The following is a 20032-nucleotide window of genomic DNA, read 5'->3' as shown; positions in this document are numbered from 1 at the left end:
AATAGTAGGCGTATCTCTGTGTTCCAACAATCGCGGTTGCCAGGTCACTGAAACCATTCTCGTCCGTTAGGGAAGGCATTCTAAGTACGCCACGTCAAAAAGGTGCCTTAATTTCTGCATAGAACACAGAAATACGGCAAAATGAACCCTTCGCAGTTCGATTGGCAACAAGGAAGGATAGAATTTTATCCTTCCCCTTCCCCGATGCATGACCTACATCCTGTTGGCCTAATTGTAGCAATGCCTGACTCCCAACTGTTTTGAATCTAACCGTTATAAACACTTTCACATGTCCCAGCTACTGGTTCATAAAAACAATGATTTTTAAATTGACCAGTAAATGGTTGACCGTACCACGTTGGAGGACAGGGTCCAAATGGATTAAAGTACCAAAGGGAGAATTTTGCTGGATGTTGTCTCCAATGATCTAAATTCTGTTTTGCTAACCTTTTTTCAGAAGATCTCGCTCTTTGATAAAATAAATTCCCTTTTTGAACAGCTTCGAAAGAATAATTACCTCCTTGTACCTGGAAAATGACATCTTCAATTGTTCTTACATCTTTAAAATCTAAACAATCTGCTACGGCACGATTAACAATTACGTTGCCGACATATAACATCCCTTGATTACCTTCACCTTCTGCTTCTGCTCTCATCATCCTTGCCATTAAATCAATATCTGCATCTCGATATTTAACTCTTGCCATTTTTTCACCTCAAAAATATAGTATGAAAAAAAGCAGTAATTGATGTCATATTTTAAAACATGTGCCAGTGCCTAGAATTAATTGGTGAATATCTGGCCACTTCCGTACAAATGAAGGAGCTAAACAATTTGCCCAAATCCGCGGATTTATTTCCACACTTCGCAAACAAAAATACACCTTGCGCAGGCACCTAATAATACTCCACCAAGAATACAAAAAAAAGATAGGGGCACATTTTATACCCCTCTTACTTATAAAAGCTTTTAACCCCACTTACACATGAGGCAGACATCAAAGTATACACCACATATACTTTAAAATGGAAACTTTGGTACTGTTAATTTCCCGCCACCCTATACTATTCAGCCTAATACAAGTCGTTCACATTAGGCTAAATAGTATAAATAAAAATTCGAGTAATTTGTTCTATGGGGTATAATCTTTTCAACTTAATCAAAAGGATGAAACCGCTTACAATTATAATGGAATGAAACTTTTTTAAAAGGGAGGATAGTGACGTCAATTGCCTGTGAATCGTGAACTTTTTTTAGTTTGGTAGGATTAGGGAGATTCTTAGGGCTGCACAAAAAAGAAAGTGCAGATACTATTTATCCCTACAACCTAGCAATAGCTACCGCCGTTCCAACCACCATCGTGTCAATCATCCAAGTTTACTTCTTGAAGCTCTAAGCACTACATTGAAATCAAGGAATAAGGGAGAGAAACGAATGAATGTGAAGCAGTTGGGGAAAAAGGGACTATCTATTTTTATCATTCTTTCATTATTGCTTGCCATGACGGTAAATATGCCGGTTGTTCAGGCTAATGAAGTGAAGCAATTACTCAATACTGGATTTGAAGAGACTGAAATTGCGAAAGAAGGCTGGCATCAATTAGGAGCTGTGAACTGGAGTGTCTGGAAACCAACGGGAAATCCGGTTGTATCCATATCAGAAGATGCAAGTTATACAGGAAATTACGGATTGAAAATTTCTGCTGCGGAAAATGGTAGGGCGGCAGTTTCGCAGGATGTGCCTGTGAAAGGTGGAAAGACGTATCAGCTAAGCACTAGGATAAAGACGGAAAACATCGTTAGTGGCCAAGGTGCACGAATGAGGGTTGTATTGTATGAGGGGAATCAGCAACTTGACCTGCTATATTCCAATCGGCTGACAGGCACTCATGATTGGTCGCAAATCAAAATGGATGTGAAAGTTCCTGTTCATGCAGATAGTATTCGGGTGCAGCTTTTCTTTGAAACAGGGACAGGTACAGTCATGTTTGACGATGTTTCATTGGAATTAATTAACCCCGCACAATCGATTTCTATTGGACAAAGTGACATGATTCTTAAAGAACAAGAAACAGCAGTATTGAATGTGAACATGGATCCCATTGATGCTAGTTCAAAAATCTCATGGTTTTCTTCGAATGAAACAGTCGCCACTGTGGAAAACGGCACTGTGACGGGAAATTCTACAGGTGAAGCTGTCATCACGGCTTCTACAGATAATGGACTATCCGCTAGTATTCTCGTAAAAGTTATTAAGAATGATGATGTAGAGGGGCCAGCTATTGAATGGCTGGATTTGAATCCTAAAGAACTCGAACTAGAAACTGGTCAACTTCGTTTGCTCAAGACAACTATTGCTCCTAAAAACGCGGATGCCGAAAATTTGATTTGGCGTTCTTCCAATGAGGCAGTAGCTTCCGTTCAAAAAGGCATTATAGAAGCAAAGTCTGCGGGAACAACCGTCATTACAGTTGAGACAAAAGATGGAATGCTGAAAAGTGAAAGTCAGATTACTGTTAAAACTGCAAAACTGGACGAATATGATCAGCTCCGTAAAAAATGGGAAAACCAGATTACAGGTCTGGAATACTTTGATAAGTCCAATGAGCGCATGAATCAAGTAATCGAGAATAAAACACAAGCAGCAGAAAGGATTTGGAGAGGTATGGTCAAGAATGAGGACCGTACATTCCTCTGGGCTGACTCTGCCAGCAAAGATGATTCTGCGGACATCAGACAAAACTACCGCAATCTAAACACAATGTCACAGGCTTTTGCAAATGAACATTCATCCCTTTATAGGAATCCACAATTGCTACAGGATATTTTAGCTGGGCTTGAGTGGTTATATGAAAACCAATATAACGAAAATATTGTACAGTACAGCAATTGGTGGCACTGGGAAATTGGTGTGCCTAATGAATTGAACAATCTTATGGTGTTATTATATGACTATATGGATAAGGAAACAGTACATCGCTATTTGAAAGTTGTGGATCATTTTCAGCCTGATCCAACGAAATCTGGAGCAACTACCCCAGAAAAGTACCGAGAAGCTTTAGGGGCGAACCGTATTGATGTTAGTAAGGTGGTAGGAGTGCGCGGGGTCGTTGTGAAGGATGCAGCTAAAATTGCAGCTGCACGTGATGCGCTCAGTCAAACCTTTGAAAATGTCACGGAAGGAGACGGTTTTTATCAAGATGGCTCCTTCGTGCAGCATGGAAATATTGCCTACAACGGATCTTACGGGATTGTACTAATCGAAGGATTGACTGAGTTACTAGAACTATTAAACGATTCCACTTGGGATGTGACTGATCCTAAAGTAAATAATGTATATGAGTGGATTGAAAATGCCTATGAGCCATTTATGTATAAAGGGGCTTTAATGGATATGGTGAGAGGAAGGGCGATTTCTCGTAGTTTCCTTCAGGATCATACTGCAGGTCATACAATCATCAAAAGTGTGAATCGCATGGCACAATTTGCACCGGAACCATATGCGGAAAAGTATCAGAAAATGGCTAAATACTGGCTGCAAGAAGATACCTTCTTTAATTACTTTGAAAATACAGGAAACTTCCGTGATATGGTCCTGGCTAAACAGTTATTGGATAATCAAGAAGTAACACCACGGGGAGACCTTGATTTCCATAAAAATTTTGCGGCGATGGACCGCGTTGTCCATAGAAAGCAAGGCTATGCATATGGAATCAGTATGTATTCTAACCGAATTCAAAACTATGAAGATATGAACAATGAAAACCGCAAAGGTTGGTATACAGGCGAAGGCATGACGTATTTGTACAATGCAGATTTAGGTCAATACAGTGATCATTTTTGGCCGACTGTAGACCCTTACAGGATGCCAGGAACAACAGTAGATACGATGAAAAGAGCGGATGGAAGTGGAGAGCATACTTCACCAGAGTCATGGGTGGGTGGTTCCACACTGAATAATCGCTTTGGAACAACTGGTATGTCATATAAAGCCTGGAACAGTTCGCTAATTGCCAAAAAGTCGTGGTTTATGTTTGATAATGAAATTGTTGCACTGGGCTCTGGGATTAGCAGTAGTGAAAATCGGAATGTAGAAACGATTGTGGAAAATCGAAAGATCCGCAATGATGGATCCAACAAACTCATTATTGATGGCGAAACTCCTGATTTAGGTAGTCCGCAGAATCATTCGTTTAATGCCCAGTGGGCTTTTCTTGAAGGGAATGTTCAAGGTGCCGATATAGGCTATTATTTCCCAGAAGGAAAAACACTGACGGTTAAAGTAGAAGAACGTACTGGTTCTTGGAAGGATATTAATTATGGTGAACCGGCAGACCTAATAAAGAGATCCTACGCAACTATGTGGTTTGACCATGGAATAAAACCTGAAAATGACACGTATTCATACGTCCTGCTTCCAGGTAGAAGCCAGGAACAAACTAAAGCGTACGCGAATAATCCCGATATTAAAGTTTTACGTAATGATTCGGCTGTTCAAGCTGTTCACAACGTGAAGGAAAATATCATTGGGGCTAATTTCTGGAATGATCAGGAGCAAACTGTCGGACCGCTAACGGCATATCAAAAAGCTTCGGTTACGATGCAGGAGAAAGACGGAGTGCTTGAGATTGCTGTATCAGACCCAACGATGAAAAACGAGGGCATTATTAAAGTTGAAATTGAAGGAAAAACGTTTCATGTATTGAAAGCCGATGAAAATATCAAAATAGAACAATTAAATCAGTCTACAATATTGGAAATAGACGTTAATCAAGCGCGAGGTAAAACATTTACAGCTAAACTACAATTGACTGATCCAACTAAGCCAGGCGTTACTGTCCAAGCGAACGGTCATGTAGATCTTCCAAAGAGCCTTGGGGCTGGAAAGAAACTGCATATTCAAAGCAAATGGACAACGGGAGAGGCTAACGACTTAGTTGGGAATGCCAGCATTCATGTTACTCCTCAGGGACTGCGTTTGGAATTGAAGGAAGCGGTGGTGCTGAATGTAGCTGAAAACCATGCTGAAATCGAAGCAAAAGCGCTCGATAAAGACGGTAATGTGTACAGCGTTCGCTTGACCATGAACAACATCTCTAAATCATCCGCACGGCTATCTATCCTCATCTGGAAAGGTAAAACGCAAGAGGGTGAACCTGTCATAGAAATTGAAGATCAAGCTTTCCAGGGAAGTTTGAAAATCAAGTAAAAGGTAAGCGAATTGAGGAGATTAGATAGCATTAAGAAGTGGAAATGACTATTAGTTTAAAAATAAGGGGCGGGCCCATAAGTCAGAAGAAATCTGATTTATGAGGGCCGCCCCCTTTTCAATAGTCGGTATGATCAAAACTTATTTCAGGTACCACAGGTTCTTTAAATGTTTGAATGCCTGCGACTTATTATAAATTCTTTCGAAAAGGTCTTAAATGTGATTCCATACAATTAAAATGCTAAAATGTTAAAGGTAGAATCACATTATAAATACATAAGAAGGAAGTAGTGAAACGTATGGCAATTGCATCGCATTCTGTAATCATTCCAACATCTGTAGAGAACGTATGGGAATACGTTAGTCAAGTTGAAAACTGGGCGGTAATGGTTCCTGCCTATAAAGAGCATGAACAAATTGATGAACAAAAGTCGGTTTGGACATTCGAAGGGAATTTTAAAGGGTTTACAAAGACTGTGAAAATGGAGTTAAACATCACTGAATTTCATGAGCCATCGATCATTCGGTTTGAGTTAAAAGGGCTAACGGACAACTTTACAGGTAGTGGCAAGTTTACTGCTGAAGAAACAGCAGGGGAAACAACGATGACAGGGACAATTGAAGTTAATGCAGGCGGCTTAACGGGCGCTGTGTTGACGCCTGTTATTAAAATGGTGTTGCCGAAAGTGACAACACGCTTGACGGAGAAAATTGCACGCCAAGTTAAACAGGAAAAGGTGCCGGTTCGGTAAAGAAGGTTTTGTTTAATGGGGTGACAATACACTCGTGCAATCGTGATTATGCAAACATTATGCTGATTTTCGAAGTCATCGTGGACAACTGTTTGGCGCGACAAAAATGCAGTATTAAATTAACTGTTATACACGTTAATGAATAGCTTTCACTGTTCATTAACGGATTATTTCATGTCGCAGGTATATAGAAGCAACCCATGTTGCTCCACATTTCCATTCCTAAATTTAAAGTTGGATAAATACCCCTGTACAAGATAACCGTTTACTGATATACTAGGATTAACAGAACCCACCACGCCTCTTTACAATGCGGACCAAGGTGGGTCATTTTTTATATATAAAGGGGAAGTAAAGTTTGCAGCTGTTTTTATTTTGTACAAACTCTTACACAAAGACAATCGTACAAGCTTTATCACCTCTTTGCAAGTCTTGTCAGAGGAGTACTCAGAGTATATCGATTTTAAGGAACTTGGTATTCCTGAGCAATGGGAAGACTTGCTTAAAAGACAATAGCACCCATTCTTTTCGCAACAAACAATGCCTACTCATACTTTTTCTTTTAACATGTCTTAAAAAAAGAGTAGAATATAAAACGTTTTACAACCATGCACGTTACTCCAGCTATCTCACTACAATCCGGTGAAATAGCGGAAGTAATGTGCTTATTTTTTGCATTAATTCCAAATCGTATACTGAGGTTTTGCAGTTGTTTCATTCGCATCTGAAAAAATAAACGTCCATGGCATGGAAGTATTGCCAGCAATTTCACAACGTAAGCTAAACGTAGCATTGGCCGGTTGTTTGCCTTGTTCATTATAGGAAATGACTGTATTGTCTAAGCGGAAATTAATTTCCTCGAAATTGTGAATGAGTACGGTAATTAGCAGCTCGCCTTTATGATTGCGAGCGTTCCGCAAAAATGACATATGAACGCCGCTTTGTAGCTGTTTTGTTTGTTGGTGGAAATGATGAATAATTTTTTCTCGATCCGCAGGGGCAATTGTTTTATCCCAGGCAGGTTCAAAATAGAGATTTTGCATCGTCGTAGCACTCCCGTTCAATTCGTTTTTGCTCCAAAACCATCACTGGCAATGTGATGAACGCTGTCTCCAGACGCTACATACTTCATCCCATTACCTCCAGTTACTCTTCCCATCTATTTATAGTAGCAGACTGGATTCATGTTAAACTATGAATAAAGCTTGGGGAGGCATGGAAGTATGATCTGGATGGAGAGTGTATTGGTAACGAGGGGGTCTAGTGTTGAGGATTCATTTGTTGGCTAAGGATAACTTGGAGGCGGAGGGAATTCGTTGGCTTGTTGAATCCCAGATGACTGGAATTGATTTATCCAAATGGGATTCCATCGAGGAGTTCATAACAGTCGGTAAAGAAGAGGTCCCGGATTTACTTCTAGTAGATATGGACGCATGGATGCAACAAGATGAAAGATTTGGGGAACTGCTTAAAAAAAGCAATGTCCGTTGGTTGGGCATTTCATCAGAGCGCATTTTTCAAACAGCTTACCGTGGACTTCGATATCGAGCAGAAGATGTCTTGTTTCGTCCTTTTTCGCCAGTTGACTTAATTAAGCATATTCAACAAATCCGCTACCAAATAAGAAGTGAACGACACCGGCATTTAAAAGACTCACATCATGATGATCAAACAATGAGGATTGACTACTCAGACCTTTTTCTGACGGAAAGGATGACTAGCCAATCGATTACGATGATAGCGATTTTGACGCCGGATACAGACACATTACCACGGTTATATGAAGGGTTGCACCAGTTCCCATTTACAACGGAACAACAATTATTTGCGTTATCGGATTGTGTTTTATGTGTTCAGCATACGCAAGAAACCGAATTGTTTCAAGAAGAGTATCATGCATTTCTTGCTTGGTGGAAAGAAGATACGGGAGAATCGCTTGCCATTGTGATCAATGATTCGACTTCTTTTCATACGTTGAAAGAAATGTACGCACAAACAAAGCAACTAAAAGAAAAAATCTTTTTTGAAGGTTATGATATTATTTTGTCGAAAAGTGAACATAGAAATAGGTCGGCCTTGGATCCTTTTTTGACACCTTTAGAGCAAAGGCAATGGATTGAAATGCTTGAGAAAAGAGATGCGAAAGAGATTCGAAATTGGGTGGAACAACAATTTTTCACGTATGAAGAACCTTATCCTGACCCCGAAATGGTCCGGATACGTTTGACAAGTGTCCTTGCTCAAGTGCGTCGATATATGAAATCTTATAACATACAAACGCTAGAGTGGGAAGATTCCTATCATGCGGTTTTTCAACAGATTATTAGGAAACCAGTCATACACGAAATTGTTCAAGAGTTGCTGGCGTTTATCACCGAACTTCTTCTATATGGAGATGGGGATGCACATTTGCAAGCGGAAGAACGTTCACTTGTTGAAAGAGTACAGACTTTGATTGAGTCGAATTATTGGAATGCACAATGGAATTTAACTGCTTGTGCGGATGCACTCCGGCTAAATAAAAGTACACTGAGCCGACGATTTTCCGCCGAGTCGGGACAATTATTTAGGGATGTATTACACCAAGTTAGGATTCGGGAAGCTAAACGGTTATTGAAGGAGACTGATTTGTCATTGGAGGAGATTTCCGGGTTAACGGGCTACTCCAACCAAAGTTATTTCTCGATGAAATTTAAACAACTGGAAGGAAGAACCCCTTCCTCCTATCATTCCAATAGTTGAGGGAACTTTACATGTGTAAGGTTCTTTTTTATTTTCGAAAAATTACAGGTGTGTTAAGCATGATAAAATAGGAATAGTGAAACAAATTATAAAAGTTAGGATGAAAAATAGCGATTTCCAAATATAGATTATAAAAATAACAACAATTAATAAAAATAAAATTAGAATCCTCTATGTATAATGAAGATATAGAAAAAGGGAGGTTGTTGAATTATGGCGAAAATTGCTGAAGAAAAAGTGATACGTTATAGAGGCTCTAAGTTGAATACGAAAGGATGGCTTCAAGAAGCTGCACTTCGTATGTTAATGAACAACTTGGATCCAGAAGTGGCCGAGCATCCGGAAGATCTTGTGGTCTATGGCGGGATTGGAAAAGCAGCTCGGAATTGGGCAAGTTTCGATGCGATTGTTAAGTCGCTGAAAGAACTTGAAAATGATGAAACATTGCTCGTTCAATCGGGCAAGCCAGTAGCTATTTTTAAATCACATGCGGATGCACCACGTGTCCTCATTGCCAATTCAAATATTGTTCCTGCCTATGCAAATTGGGAAACATTCCATGAACTCGATAAAAAAGGGTTAATGATGTATGGACAAATGACTGCTGGAAGTTGGATTTATATCGGGACACAAGGAATTGTGCAAGGAACGTATGAAACATTTGTAGAGCTTGGGAAAAAGCATTTCAATAGCAACTTGCAAGGAACAATTACGGTAACAGCGGGGCTCGGCGGTATGGGTGGAGCACAGCCACTTGCAGTCACAATGGCTGGCGGCGTTTGTATCGGGATTGAAGTGGATGAGACGCGCATTGATCGCCGTATCGAAACACGCTACACAGATTTGAAAACGCATTCATTAGACGAAGCAATCCGTCTAGCGGAAGAAGCGAAAAAAGAAGGCAAAGCATTATCAATCGGATTGCTAGGAAATGCTTCTGATATTTTACCAGAGATGATTGCACGCAACTTCATTCCAGATGTACTGACAGACCAAACGTCTGCGCATGATCCGTTAAATGGTTATATTCCATCTAAAATGTCCCTGGAAGAAGCTGCGGTACTTCGTACAAATGATCCAGAAGAATATGTGAAACAATCCAAAGCATCTATGGCTAAACATGTGCGGGCGATGCTTGACATGATGGATAAAGGTGCAATTACCTTTGATTATGGGAACAACATTCGCCAAGTTGCAAAAGACGAAGGCGTTGAGAATGCATTCGATTTCCCAGGATTTGTTCCTGCTTATATCCGTCCACAATTTTGCGAAGGAAAAGGACCATTCCGTTGGGTAGCATTGTCGGGGGATCCAGAAGATATTTATAAATTGGATGAAGTAATTTTACGTGAATTTAGCTACAATGAACACCTATGTAACTGGATTCGTATGGCACAGGAAAAAATTGAATTCCAAGGTCTTCCTGCTCGTATTTGCTGGTTTGGTTACGGTGAACGCGCACGCTTTGGAAAAATCATTAATGATATGGTAGCGAGTGGTGAGTTAAGCGCGCCAATCGTTATCGGGCGTGACCACCTAGATTCAGGTTCTGTTGCTTCACCGAATCGTGAAACAGAAGCGATGAAGGACGGATCTGATGTTGTTGCGGATTGGCCTATTCTAAATGCAATGATCAATGCAGTCGGTGGAGCAACGTGGGTATCACTCCACCATGGCGGAGGAGTCGGAATGGGTTATTCCATGCACTCAGGAATTGTAATTGTTGCAGATGGAACAAAGGAAGCGGGTGCCCGCATTGAGCGCGTGTTAACTACGGATCCTGGTATGGGGGTAGCGCGTCACGTCGATGCAGGTTATGAAATAGCAGAAAAAACAGCATTGGAAAAAGGCGTTAATATTCCGATGTTGAAAAAAGGAAATGAATCTGAATGAAAAAAATAATTTGGATTAAACATGCTTCCCAGCTGGCAACATTGGCATCTGGGAAGCAAGGCCCAAGGGCAAAAACAGACATGTCGGAACTCGGTATAATAGAAGACGGTAGTCTATGGATTGAAAACGGTATCATACAAGCTGTAGGAACAACAAAAGAGCTTGAAATAACATATGGCGAAAGAACAGAAGAAGCAGACATTGTGGATGCATCGGGGCATCTTGTGACTCCAGGTTTAGTGGATCCCCATACACATGTCGTATATGGCGGAAGCCGTGAGCGTGAATTTGAAATGCGTTTGGAAGGTGCGACCTATATGGACATCATGAATGCGGGAGGCGGCATTCATGCAACGACACGTATGACAAGAGCTGCATCGGAGGCGGAGTTAATTGAACAAGCAACTCGTCGGCTGGACTCGTTTCTTGCGCATGGAGTCACGACAGTGGAGGGGAAAAGTGGTTACGGGATGAATCTGGAAACCGAACTAAAACAACTCCGTGTGATGAAAAAGCTTCAAGAAACACACCCGATTGATGTTGTTCCAACATTCATGGGGGCACATGCCGTTCCTCTGGAGTATAAAGGGCAAGAAGATGCGTTCATTGATTATTTAATTGACGAAGTATTGCCGGTAGTGATGGAAGAGAAGCTAGCAATATTTAATGATGTATTTTGTGAAAAAGGTGTTTTCACACCTGAGCAATCCGAAAGAATGTTGGAGGCTGGGAAACGCGTTGGACTGATTCCGAAAATCCATGCAGATGAGATTGAGTCTTATGGCGGTGCAGAACTTGCAGCTAAAGTAGGTGCCATTTCAGCTGAACATTTATTAAAAGCATCGGAAGAAGGAATTCAGGCAATGGCTAAAGCGGGTACAATTGCTTGCCTTCTGCCAGCCACAGCACTCTATTTACGAGAAGAAGCGGCTGCGGGAAGACGTATGATTGACGAAGGTGTGCCTGTGGCCATCTCAACAGACTGCAATCCAGGATCATCACCAACGACTTCGATGCCACTCGTTATGAACTTAGCTTGTATTTCGATGCGCTTAACACCGGCCGAGGCTTTGACGGCCGCGACATATAATGCAGCCTGCGCAATTAAAAGCGAGGAGAAGGTTGGTTCGTTGGAAATTGGTAAACAAGGTGATGTCGTTTTATGGGACGTAAAAAATTATCAAGAACTCCAATATGTTTTCGGTGTGAATCATGTAAAGTCTGTATGGAAAAAAGGTGTGCAGGTTGTTGGCGAAGCAACGTGTTAATATGACATGATTGTTTACTAAAGGAATGGTGGAAAAATGAAGCCCTGTTTGTATAAATCAATAGGGCTCTATTTTGAAAGCGTATTCAAAGATTATAACGTAATCTATTTTATAGTGATTTTATTAGAATAACGGAATTGAAGGGGGACGGCAAAGATGGTTGTATTAAATGGTCAAACGCTGAATTTTTTAGAGGTGAGTAGCGTACTGTATAACGGTGACAAAGTTACTTATTCGGAAGAGAGCATGAAAAAAGTTCAAGAAAGCCGAAAAGCTGTAGAGAAAATTGTTGCAGAAGAAAGAGTCGTATATGGGATTACTACTGGTTTTGGGAAATTTAGTGATGTGTTCATCGACAAAGATGATGTAGAGGCACTTCAATTAAATTTAATTCGTTCTCATGCTTGTGGCGTGGGCGACCCTTTTCCAGAAGTTGTTTCACGAGCAATGATTCTTCTTCGCGCAAATGCGTTATTGAAAGGGTTTTCGGGGGTACGTCCCGTTGTGATCGAAAGACTGCTAGATTTAGTAAATGCACATATCCATCCTGTGATTCCACAGCAAGGATCACTTGGAGCAAGTGGTGATTTAGCGCCACTTTCACATTTGGCACTAGTTTTGATTGGGGAAGGAGAGGTCTTTTATAAGGGGGAAAGAACTTCTGCCATTGAAGCGTTAACGAATGAAGGGATTTTGCCAATCATATTGACAGCAAAAGAAGGGCTGGCTCTTATTAATGGAACACAAGCCATGACCGCTATGGGTGTGGTTGCCTATTTGGAAGCGGAAAAATTGGCTTATCAAGCAGAAGGAATCGCATCTTTGACGATGGAGGGCTTACGCGGAATCATTGATGCATTTGACGAAGATATTCATCTAGCCCGTGGTTACAGAGAGCAAGTAGAAGTGGCTGAACGCATTCGTATTCTTCTGGCTGACAGTGATTTAATTACAAGGCAAGGAGAAATACGTGTTCAAGATGCCTATTCAATCAGGTGTATCCCTCAAGTACATGGTGCAACTTGGCAAACGATGAATTATGTCAAAGAGAAATTGCTAATAGAGATGAATGCAGCTACAGATAATCCGTTAATTTTCGATAATGGTGAAAAGGTATTATCTGGTGGTAACTTCCATGGACAGCCGATTGCATTTGCTATGGATTTCCTGGCAATTGCAATAGCGGAATTAGCAAATATCTCAGAACGTCGAATCGAGCGTTTAGTCAATCCACAATTAAATGACTTACCACCATTTTTAAGTCCACAACCAGGCTTACAGTCAGGCGCAATGATCATGCAATACGTTGCAGCTTCACTTGTCTCTGAAAACAAAACATTGGCTCATCCAGCAAGCGTTGATTCGATTCCTTCATCGGCGAATCAAGAAGATCATGTCAGTATGGGGACAATTGGATCGCGACACGCTTATCAAGTCATCACAAACACACGTCGAGTGTTAGCAATCGAAGCTATTTGCAGTATGCAAGCAGTTGAAATTCGCGGAAAAGAAAAAATGGCGAAAGCGACAAGGGGATTCCTGGAAAACGGAAGAACTATCGTACCTTATATTAAGGAGGATCGGGTGTTTTCTAAGGATATTGAAGCTATGAATGTATGGTTAAAAGAGGGGAATTCCAATTTTTAAAGTGTACTAGAATGGGGATTTTCCCCACACGTATTGATGAGTAAAGCTGGGGATTGGGAAAAGAAAGTTAATTTTTGTTGGAATGTTGCCATTAAATTTTAATTTCAATGGTAACTTTCTTTCTTTATATGACTGAATTTTATAAAAATTAATCATTTGAAACAGAAGGGGTGGTTGTATGTTAAGTACAGTAGTAGTTTCAGTTATCGTTATGTCTGTGTTAAGCCTTTTCCGGGTTAACGTAATGTTTGCGATTTTAGTCGCGGCTGGTGTTGCTGGTTTGATGGAAGGTCTGTCATTGACGGAAGCAACGTCAATGCTTGTTTCTGGAATGGGAGGACAAGCGAATACTGCATTAAGTTATGTTTTGCTTGGAATGTTTGCTGTTATGATTGGTTATTCAGGAATTACCGGATTTTTAGTGAAAAGGCTTGTCACTATTTTAAAAGGAAAACGTTCCATTTTGTTGTTGACAATTGCCGGAGTTGCTTGCTTCTCCCAAAACCTTGTCCCTATCCACATTGCGTTCATTCCGATTTTAATTCCTCCTTTGCTTCATTTGTTTGATAAGATGAAGATTGACCGTAGGGGTGTCGCTACTGCATTAACATTTGGATTAAAGGCGCCGTATATTATGATTCCAGCCGGATTCGGACTCATATTCCATGGAATTATTGCGGATGAAATGAAAGCGAGTGGTATGGAAATCCCTCTTTTGTCAGTCAGCTATTCAATGCTAATCCCGGGAATTGGTATGATTGTAGGACTTTTAATTGCAGTGTTCATTACTTATCGGAAGCCACGGGAACTGCCACCTAGTGATCTAGGAGTTATCGATAAGATAGATATACCAGAAGAGACAGCACTGAAATTTTCAACGCGCCACTACCTTACGATTGGTGCGATTATTGGTGCATTAGTTGTACAACTGGCTTCTGGTTCGCTTGTTTTAGGAGCACTTACTGGTATTGCTTTAATGTATATATTCACAATTGTGCCGTTTAAAGAGGGAGAAAAGGTTGTCAATGAAGGAATTAGTATGATGGGTATGATTGCATTCGTGATGCTCATCGCTTCTGGTTATGCGACAATTTTGAAAGAGACTGGTGCTGTTAATGAGCTGGTCGAGGCAGCGACAGGAATTTTTGGGGATAATAAACTTGTTATTGCATCTGTGATGCTTCTGATCGGCTTGTTAATCACAATGGGGATCGGTTCGTCATTTGGAACAATTCCAATTATTGCCGCTTTGTTCGTCCCAATCTGTATAGCCGTCGGATTTTCACCATTGGCAACTGCCGCGTTAATCGGTACTGCTGGTGCGCTTGGGGATGCAGGATCGCCGGCATCAGATAGTACACTTGGACCGACAGCAGGGTTAAATGCAGATGGAAAACACCATCATATTTGGGATACATGTGTGCCAACATTTATACATTATAATATTCCTCTCTTTATCTTTGGTATTATTGCAGCAATGGTTCTTTAAGCAAATCGTTCAATGGGGAATGGTTCAGCTAGACAAATCGACGAAAATATGGAAGGTGACTAGGTAATGAGACTTGATTTTGTAAGGGTTAGCCCTTCGAAAAACATGACAGCTTTTATAACGAACTATGTTGCACCCGCTCAATATGCGGAAATTGCCAATCAGATTATGGCCTATGAATATCTTAATGCAGAACAAGTTGGTTTCTTAGTTGCACCGGAAAACGAACAATCTGTACTAAGGTTAGAAATGTCGGGAGGAGAATTTTGCGGCAATGCAGTATTAAGCGCTGCCGCATACTGCTCTTATAAAGGCTTAACCAAAAGTAATCGATTTTACTTAGAAGCTTCTGGTTCCGATGTACCGCTTGAGTGTGTTGTGGAAGAAAAGTCTCCCTCTCATTTTGAAGCCAGGGCTGAAATGCCTCATCCACTATCAACTGATGAAATTTCGGTCAGTCTCAATGATCGCAGTGTTTCAGGAAATGTTGTGAAATTAGATGGGATTACTCATTTCGTTACGGATTATTGGCCGAGCAGCAATGATGATTTTAATTCTCTGATTGAGGCGGTTACTGAAGGAATTGAAGATAAAGCGATCGGAATAATTCCTTATAGAAAATTAACGGAAAAAGAATATGAGATTTGGCCATTCGTTTATGTGACAGAAACGGGAAGTAGATTTTTCGAGCAAGCTTGTGGGTCGGGATCTCTAGCTTTGGGTATTTATTTGTCCATGAAAAATGGAGAGGACAAATTAAAAGTCCATCAGCCAGGCGGGATTATAAATGTAGAAACAGGCGTCAAAAATACTATTTCTACAGATGTTCGATTTACTTGCGAAGGATTTGTCAATCTTGATAGCTAGGTATATAGCTTGATGTAGCCGAATCCCGCCCTTTCTATAAGTGGCGGGATTGGTGAGTGGTGCGCAGGCACCGTTTTGTCAATACTACGGAGAAAATCAGACATCAAACTACTGTAACCACGCACATAGCTCTAGTTATTTCACTCTAATTCAGTGAACTAGCTGAAGGTATGTGCTAATTTTTGGGGTTTATGGTGATACCTCAGTCTAATTCATTTTCCAAAACCTGTTGTATTAAACGACGCACATCATCTGTTGATTTTGTATTCATTAATTCGTTTCTTAATTCACCTGCGCCTTTAAATCCTCGAACATAGATTTTGAAGAAGCGAAGAAGTGGCTTAAATGGACGAGGACCGAATTCTTTTGAATATTTATCGTGAAGATCTAATTGTAAAAGTAATAAATTGAGAAACTCTTTCACAGAATGTTCTTTAGGTTCTTTTTCAAAAGCAAATGGATTCGTGAAAACGCCGCGGCCAATCATGACACCATCAACGCCGTATTGTTCTACTAATTTTAAGCCTGTTGCGCGGTCAGGTATATCTCCATTAATAGTTAACAACGTATTAGGAGCAATTTCATCGCGTAATTTTTTGATTTCAGGGATTAGTTCCCAGTGTGCATCTACTTTACTCATCTCTTTTTTTGTACGAAGGTGAATGGAAAGATTCGCAATATCTTGTTTCAATACATGTCCTAACCACTCGAACCACTCGTCGACATCCGTGTAACCCAATCTTGTTTTAACACTAACGGGTAGTCCGCCTGCTTTTGCTGCTTGAATAATTTCTGCTGCAACTTCTGGATGTCGAATTAATCCAGCGCCTTTCCCATTGGCTGCGACGTTTTGTACGGGGCATCCCATGTTTAAATCGATCCCTTTAAACCCGAGTTTTTTCATATCAATACTCATCTCTTCAAAAAATGCTGGTTTATTGCCCCAAATATGAGCGACAATCGGTTGCTCATCTTCTGTAAACGTTAACCGACCACGTACACTGTCTCTTCCATCAGGGTGACAATAGCTTTCTGAATTTGTGAATTCCGTGAAAAATACGTCGGGTTTTCCTGCTTCACTAATGACGTGGCGAAACACAACGTCAGTGACATCTTCCATTGGTGCTAATATAAAAAACGGCTTCGGTAAATCAAGCCAAAAATTATCTTCGTTACTCATTATTATTTCCTCCTATTGCAAGGTCTTTTGTCCATCACAATATAATATCATTTCTTTTCGTTTGATGCACAGAATTAATGGTGCAAGGGACTGTCACACATCACACTTCATATTGCTAATCTTATAAGAAGTACATGTTCATTCAGCCTTATTTTGTTATAATAGAAAGGTATGTCTGTTTTGAAGAGGTACACAATCATTGTGGGAATAATTCATTAATAAATGAATGGACTGTTGAAAGGGGAATCATTCCTTGACTACTATAAAAGAAGAAACGTTTGTCGCGGAAATTGATCATTTAGATAGTAAAGGCAATGGACAAGCCGCGGTTTGGCGTGAGAGTGATAAAGGGTTTAATCCTAGAAAGCTGAAGCTAACGATTCCGCAGACACTTCCAGGGGAGTCTGTAGAGGTTGTTGTTGAACGGCCTGATAAGCGGAGGTGGAAAGTTATGCCGACGCGGATTGTAGCTGCAAGCCCGGAACGGACGGATGCGCCTTGTCCGCATTTTGAGCTTTGTGGAGGTTGTGTCTGGCAACATTGGACATATGAAGGTCAATTGAAGCATAAGACCGAGCAAGTGAAGAATGCATTGCAACGCGAAGGATTAGATGCGGAACTAGTTCTAGATACAATCGGAATGGAAGATCCTTGGCATTACCGTAATAAGATGGAGTTCACGTTTTCGCCTGAAGGGCATATTGGAATGCATGAGCAAGGGAATTTCCGAAAGATTATCCCACTGGAAACGTGTCTGATTGCAGGTCCAAATATGGTCGATGGTATGTTGGAAGTCAGCGAGTGGGTAAAAGAGTTCGGCCTAAAAGGCTATGACAAAGATGCACATGAGGGGCTTCTTCGCCATTTGATGGTGCGGGAATCGTTTGCGACTGGTGAAATGATGTTGGCATTGTTCGCGACGAAAACGCCTGACGGTGAATTAGCGTCTGCCGTTGAAAATCTTGTCGAGCGGATCACGAAGAAGTTCCCAAATGTGAAAAGCCTTCTTTGGCTTGTGAACACAGACTGGGCGGATCGCACACAATCCGAGGATACGCATCTGTTAGCGGGGCGTGATTTCATTTATGATGAAATGGCCGGCTATCGCTATCGTCTTTGGTTCGATACATTCTTCCAGACGAACCCAAAACAAGCCCAAAAGCTTGTGGATCTTGCGTTGGAAATGGGGAAACCACAGGAAGACGAGAAAATGATTGACCTGTTTTGTGGTGTCGGCACGTTCTCATTACCGTTCGCTGCACGAGTGAAAGAATTGGCGGGAATCGAGATTGTTGAAACATCGATTGCATCTGCAAAACGCAATGCCGTCGATAATGATTTGCATAACACGACATTCCTTGCTCGAGATGCACGACATGGACTAGATGAGATGCACGAGCATTTCGGATTTGCTGATATTTTGTTGGTCGACCCACCACGTTGTGGAGCTGGCGGGAAAGTAATGCGCCGCATTGGACGCTCCCAACCAAAACGGATCGTCTATGTATCATGCAATCCAGACACGTTCGCAACGGATATCACTGAATTGCTGCCATTCGGCTATACGCTTAAAACCGTGCAACCTGTTGACTTATTCCCACATACTACGCATGTGGAGTTAGTTTCATTGCTAGTTTTAGAAGATGTTTGAGCTGTTCATAACCCCTCAAACATGGCAAATTTATCATAATTCTTGAGATTGTTTAAGAGAAATTTCATACAGAGATACGATTGATTTACCATCTTTAACAAACAAAACCCCTTCGAGTAATTTGCTCAAAGGGGTTTTGCCTGTTATGATTTTGCAATTTCCATAAACCCTTCTCCGAAAACGTCACGCACATCGTGAATTGCCACAAAAGCATCGGGATCTGCAACTTTGACGATTTTTTTCAACCGCACAACTTCGGGGCTGCTAATGACAATGTACAAGATCTCTTTTTTCTCTTTTGAATAATAGCCATGACCAGAATAGACCGTTACGCCTCTATTCATAATTTCGTTTACTTGTTGCGCAATGTCGTCTGGTTTGTTGGAAATAATCGTGACAGCTTTCTTGGTGTTGAATCCTTCAATAATGTATTCCATCACTTTTGTACCAATGTACAGCATCAAAATCGTCAGCATCAGTTTTTCGGCGCCGATAATAAAATAAGAAGAAAAAGCGACAATCATATCGAAAAATAACAAGCCGTAACTAATGCTCCAGCCAAGATATTTATGTGTAATACTCGCAAGGATGGTAGAACCTGCTGTCGTGCCACCGACTCGAATGATCAAGCCAATCCCAATTCCCGCAAATACGCCGCCAAAGATTGTATTCACAATGATTTCATCTGATGCAATGCGCCAATCCGACGTTAAGTGCAAAAACAAAGAATTGAACAGCACGGCGATAATGGTATAGATTGTTGTATTTTTGCTTAAAAATTTATAGCCAACAATTAACAAAAGACTATTGAGAATCAAGTTCACAAGTCCTGGAGACCATTCAAATAAATAATAAGCAATAATGGTTAGCCCGGTAACACCGCCTTCTCCGAGGTCATTCGGAATCACAAAAAGGTTTACAGCTAATGCGAAAATAAACGAACCCGCAACAAGAAATAACAGGTCAATCATTCTTTTTTTCATAAAATCCCACCAATCTACAAGTGCACTAAGTTCTGAACTCATTCAGAAATCATCACCTGTTCTATAATTCACTAACACTTGTCCTAATCCTCATTATACACCCATTAATATGCGAAATACGCCTATTACAATTCAATAATAAAGATCTTCATGCTGCATGTCGGATTTATAAAGCAAAAAAGCTACAATACCTGAATATAATTCAGTGATTGTAGCCTTTTTGTTATTTTCATTATGCACCTTTCCTGAAATGTGTAATTAACAAATGGATTATTTTCATAAAAAAACCATATATATTCTGATATAAAAAAATCATTGCGCAATTTGGAACGGGCGTGTTAAAATAAATTA

14 protein-coding genes are annotated in these 20032 nt (G+C 40.7%); 9 read left to right on the top strand and 5 right to left on the bottom strand.

The window, feature by feature from the left end; all coding sequences use genetic code 11:
* Positions 1-94 precede the first annotated feature (94 nt).
* A complete protein-coding gene (locus R2B72_RS07595; RefSeq protein WP_318615844.1) occupies positions 95-241 on the bottom strand; it encodes a hypothetical protein in 147 nt (48 codons plus the stop codon).
* Between the two features lie 25 nt (positions 242-266).
* Positions 267-707 (bottom strand): cell wall hydrolase, encoded by a 441-nt coding sequence (locus R2B72_RS07590; protein WP_318615843.1) that lies wholly within the window; start codon positions 705-707, stop codon positions 267-269.
* A 728-nt stretch (positions 708-1435) separates the two neighbouring features.
* Between R2B72_RS07590 and R2B72_RS07585 the strand changes: the two genes are divergently transcribed.
* Positions 1436-5209 (top strand): polysaccharide lyase family 8 super-sandwich domain-containing protein, encoded by a 3774-nt coding sequence (locus R2B72_RS07585; RefSeq protein ID WP_318615842.1) that lies wholly within the window; start codon positions 1436-1438, stop codon positions 5207-5209.
* Between the two features lie 299 nt (positions 5210-5508).
* Complete coding sequence (locus tag R2B72_RS07580; protein WP_318615841.1) at positions 5509-5961, top strand: SRPBCC family protein; 453 nt, start codon at positions 5509-5511, stop codon at positions 5959-5961.
* Positions 5962-6638: 677 nt separating this feature from the next.
* Here the strand turns inward: R2B72_RS07580 and R2B72_RS07575 are convergent.
* Positions 6639-7004, bottom strand: a complete 366-nt coding sequence (locus R2B72_RS07575; RefSeq protein WP_318615840.1) for an SLAP domain-containing protein — start codon at positions 7002-7004, stop codon at positions 6639-6641.
* 223 nt (positions 7005-7227) lie between these two features.
* On the opposite strand from R2B72_RS07575, the gene R2B72_RS07570 reads away from it, so the two are divergent.
* The 6 genes from R2B72_RS07570 (at position 7228) to R2B72_RS07545 (ending at position 15867) form a co-directional block, all read left to right on the top strand.
* Entirely contained in the window at positions 7228-8703 is a 1476-nt protein-coding gene (locus R2B72_RS07570; RefSeq protein ID WP_318615839.1) for a helix-turn-helix domain-containing protein, read from the top strand.
* A 213-nt stretch (positions 8704-8916) separates the two neighbouring features.
* Positions 8917-10596, top strand: a complete 1680-nt coding sequence (gene hutU / locus R2B72_RS07565; RefSeq protein ID WP_318615838.1) for a urocanate hydratase — start codon at positions 8917-8919, stop codon at positions 10594-10596.
* Positions 10593-11864: an imidazolonepropionase gene (gene hutI / locus R2B72_RS07560; protein WP_318615837.1), complete on the top strand. Its 1272-nt coding sequence runs from the start codon at positions 10593-10595 to the stop codon at positions 11862-11864. Before hutU ends, hutI begins: the two co-directional genes overlap by 4 nt.
* Before the next feature lie 156 nt (positions 11865-12020).
* Positions 12021-13511, top strand: coding sequence for a histidine ammonia-lyase (hutH, locus tag R2B72_RS07555; RefSeq protein WP_318615836.1), 1491 nt, complete (start codon positions 12021-12023; stop codon positions 13509-13511).
* A gap of 178 nt (positions 13512-13689) precedes the next feature.
* On the top strand, positions 13690-15000 hold the full coding sequence (locus R2B72_RS07550) for a Na+/H+ antiporter family protein (RefSeq protein WP_318615834.1): 1311 nt from the start codon (positions 13690-13692) through the stop codon (positions 14998-15000).
* 66 nt (positions 15001-15066) lie between these two features.
* Positions 15067-15867 (top strand): hypothetical protein, encoded by an 801-nt coding sequence (locus tag R2B72_RS07545; RefSeq protein ID WP_318615833.1) that lies wholly within the window; start codon positions 15067-15069, stop codon positions 15865-15867.
* A 202-nt stretch (positions 15868-16069) separates the two neighbouring features.
* On the opposite strand, the gene R2B72_RS07540 is transcribed toward R2B72_RS07545, so the two are convergent.
* Positions 16070-17047: a tRNA-dihydrouridine synthase gene (locus R2B72_RS07540; RefSeq protein WP_318615832.1), complete on the bottom strand. Its 978-nt coding sequence runs from the start codon at positions 17045-17047 to the stop codon at positions 16070-16072.
* 253 nt (positions 17048-17300) lie between these two features.
* Here R2B72_RS07540 and rlmD point away from each other — a divergent pair, with 253 nt between their 5' ends.
* Positions 17301-18698, top strand: coding sequence for a 23S rRNA (uracil(1939)-C(5))-methyltransferase RlmD (gene rlmD / locus R2B72_RS07535; protein WP_318615831.1), 1398 nt, complete (start codon positions 17301-17303; stop codon positions 18696-18698).
* Positions 18699-18841: 143 nt separating this feature from the next.
* Here the strand turns inward: rlmD and R2B72_RS07530 are convergent, their stop codons facing one another.
* Positions 18842-19681 carry a YitT family protein gene (locus R2B72_RS07530; protein WP_318615890.1) on the bottom strand — a complete coding sequence of 280 codons (840 nt, stop codon included), beginning with the start codon at positions 19679-19681 and terminating at the stop codon, positions 18842-18844.
* Positions 19682-20032 lie beyond the last annotated feature (351 nt).

This window comes from Sporosarcina sp. YIM B06819, assembly GCF_033485175.1.
In the GTDB taxonomy this organism is placed as follows: domain Bacteria; phylum Bacillota; class Bacilli; order Bacillales_A; family Planococcaceae; genus Sporosarcina.
This window is presented reverse-complemented; position numbering and strand designations above follow the sequence as displayed.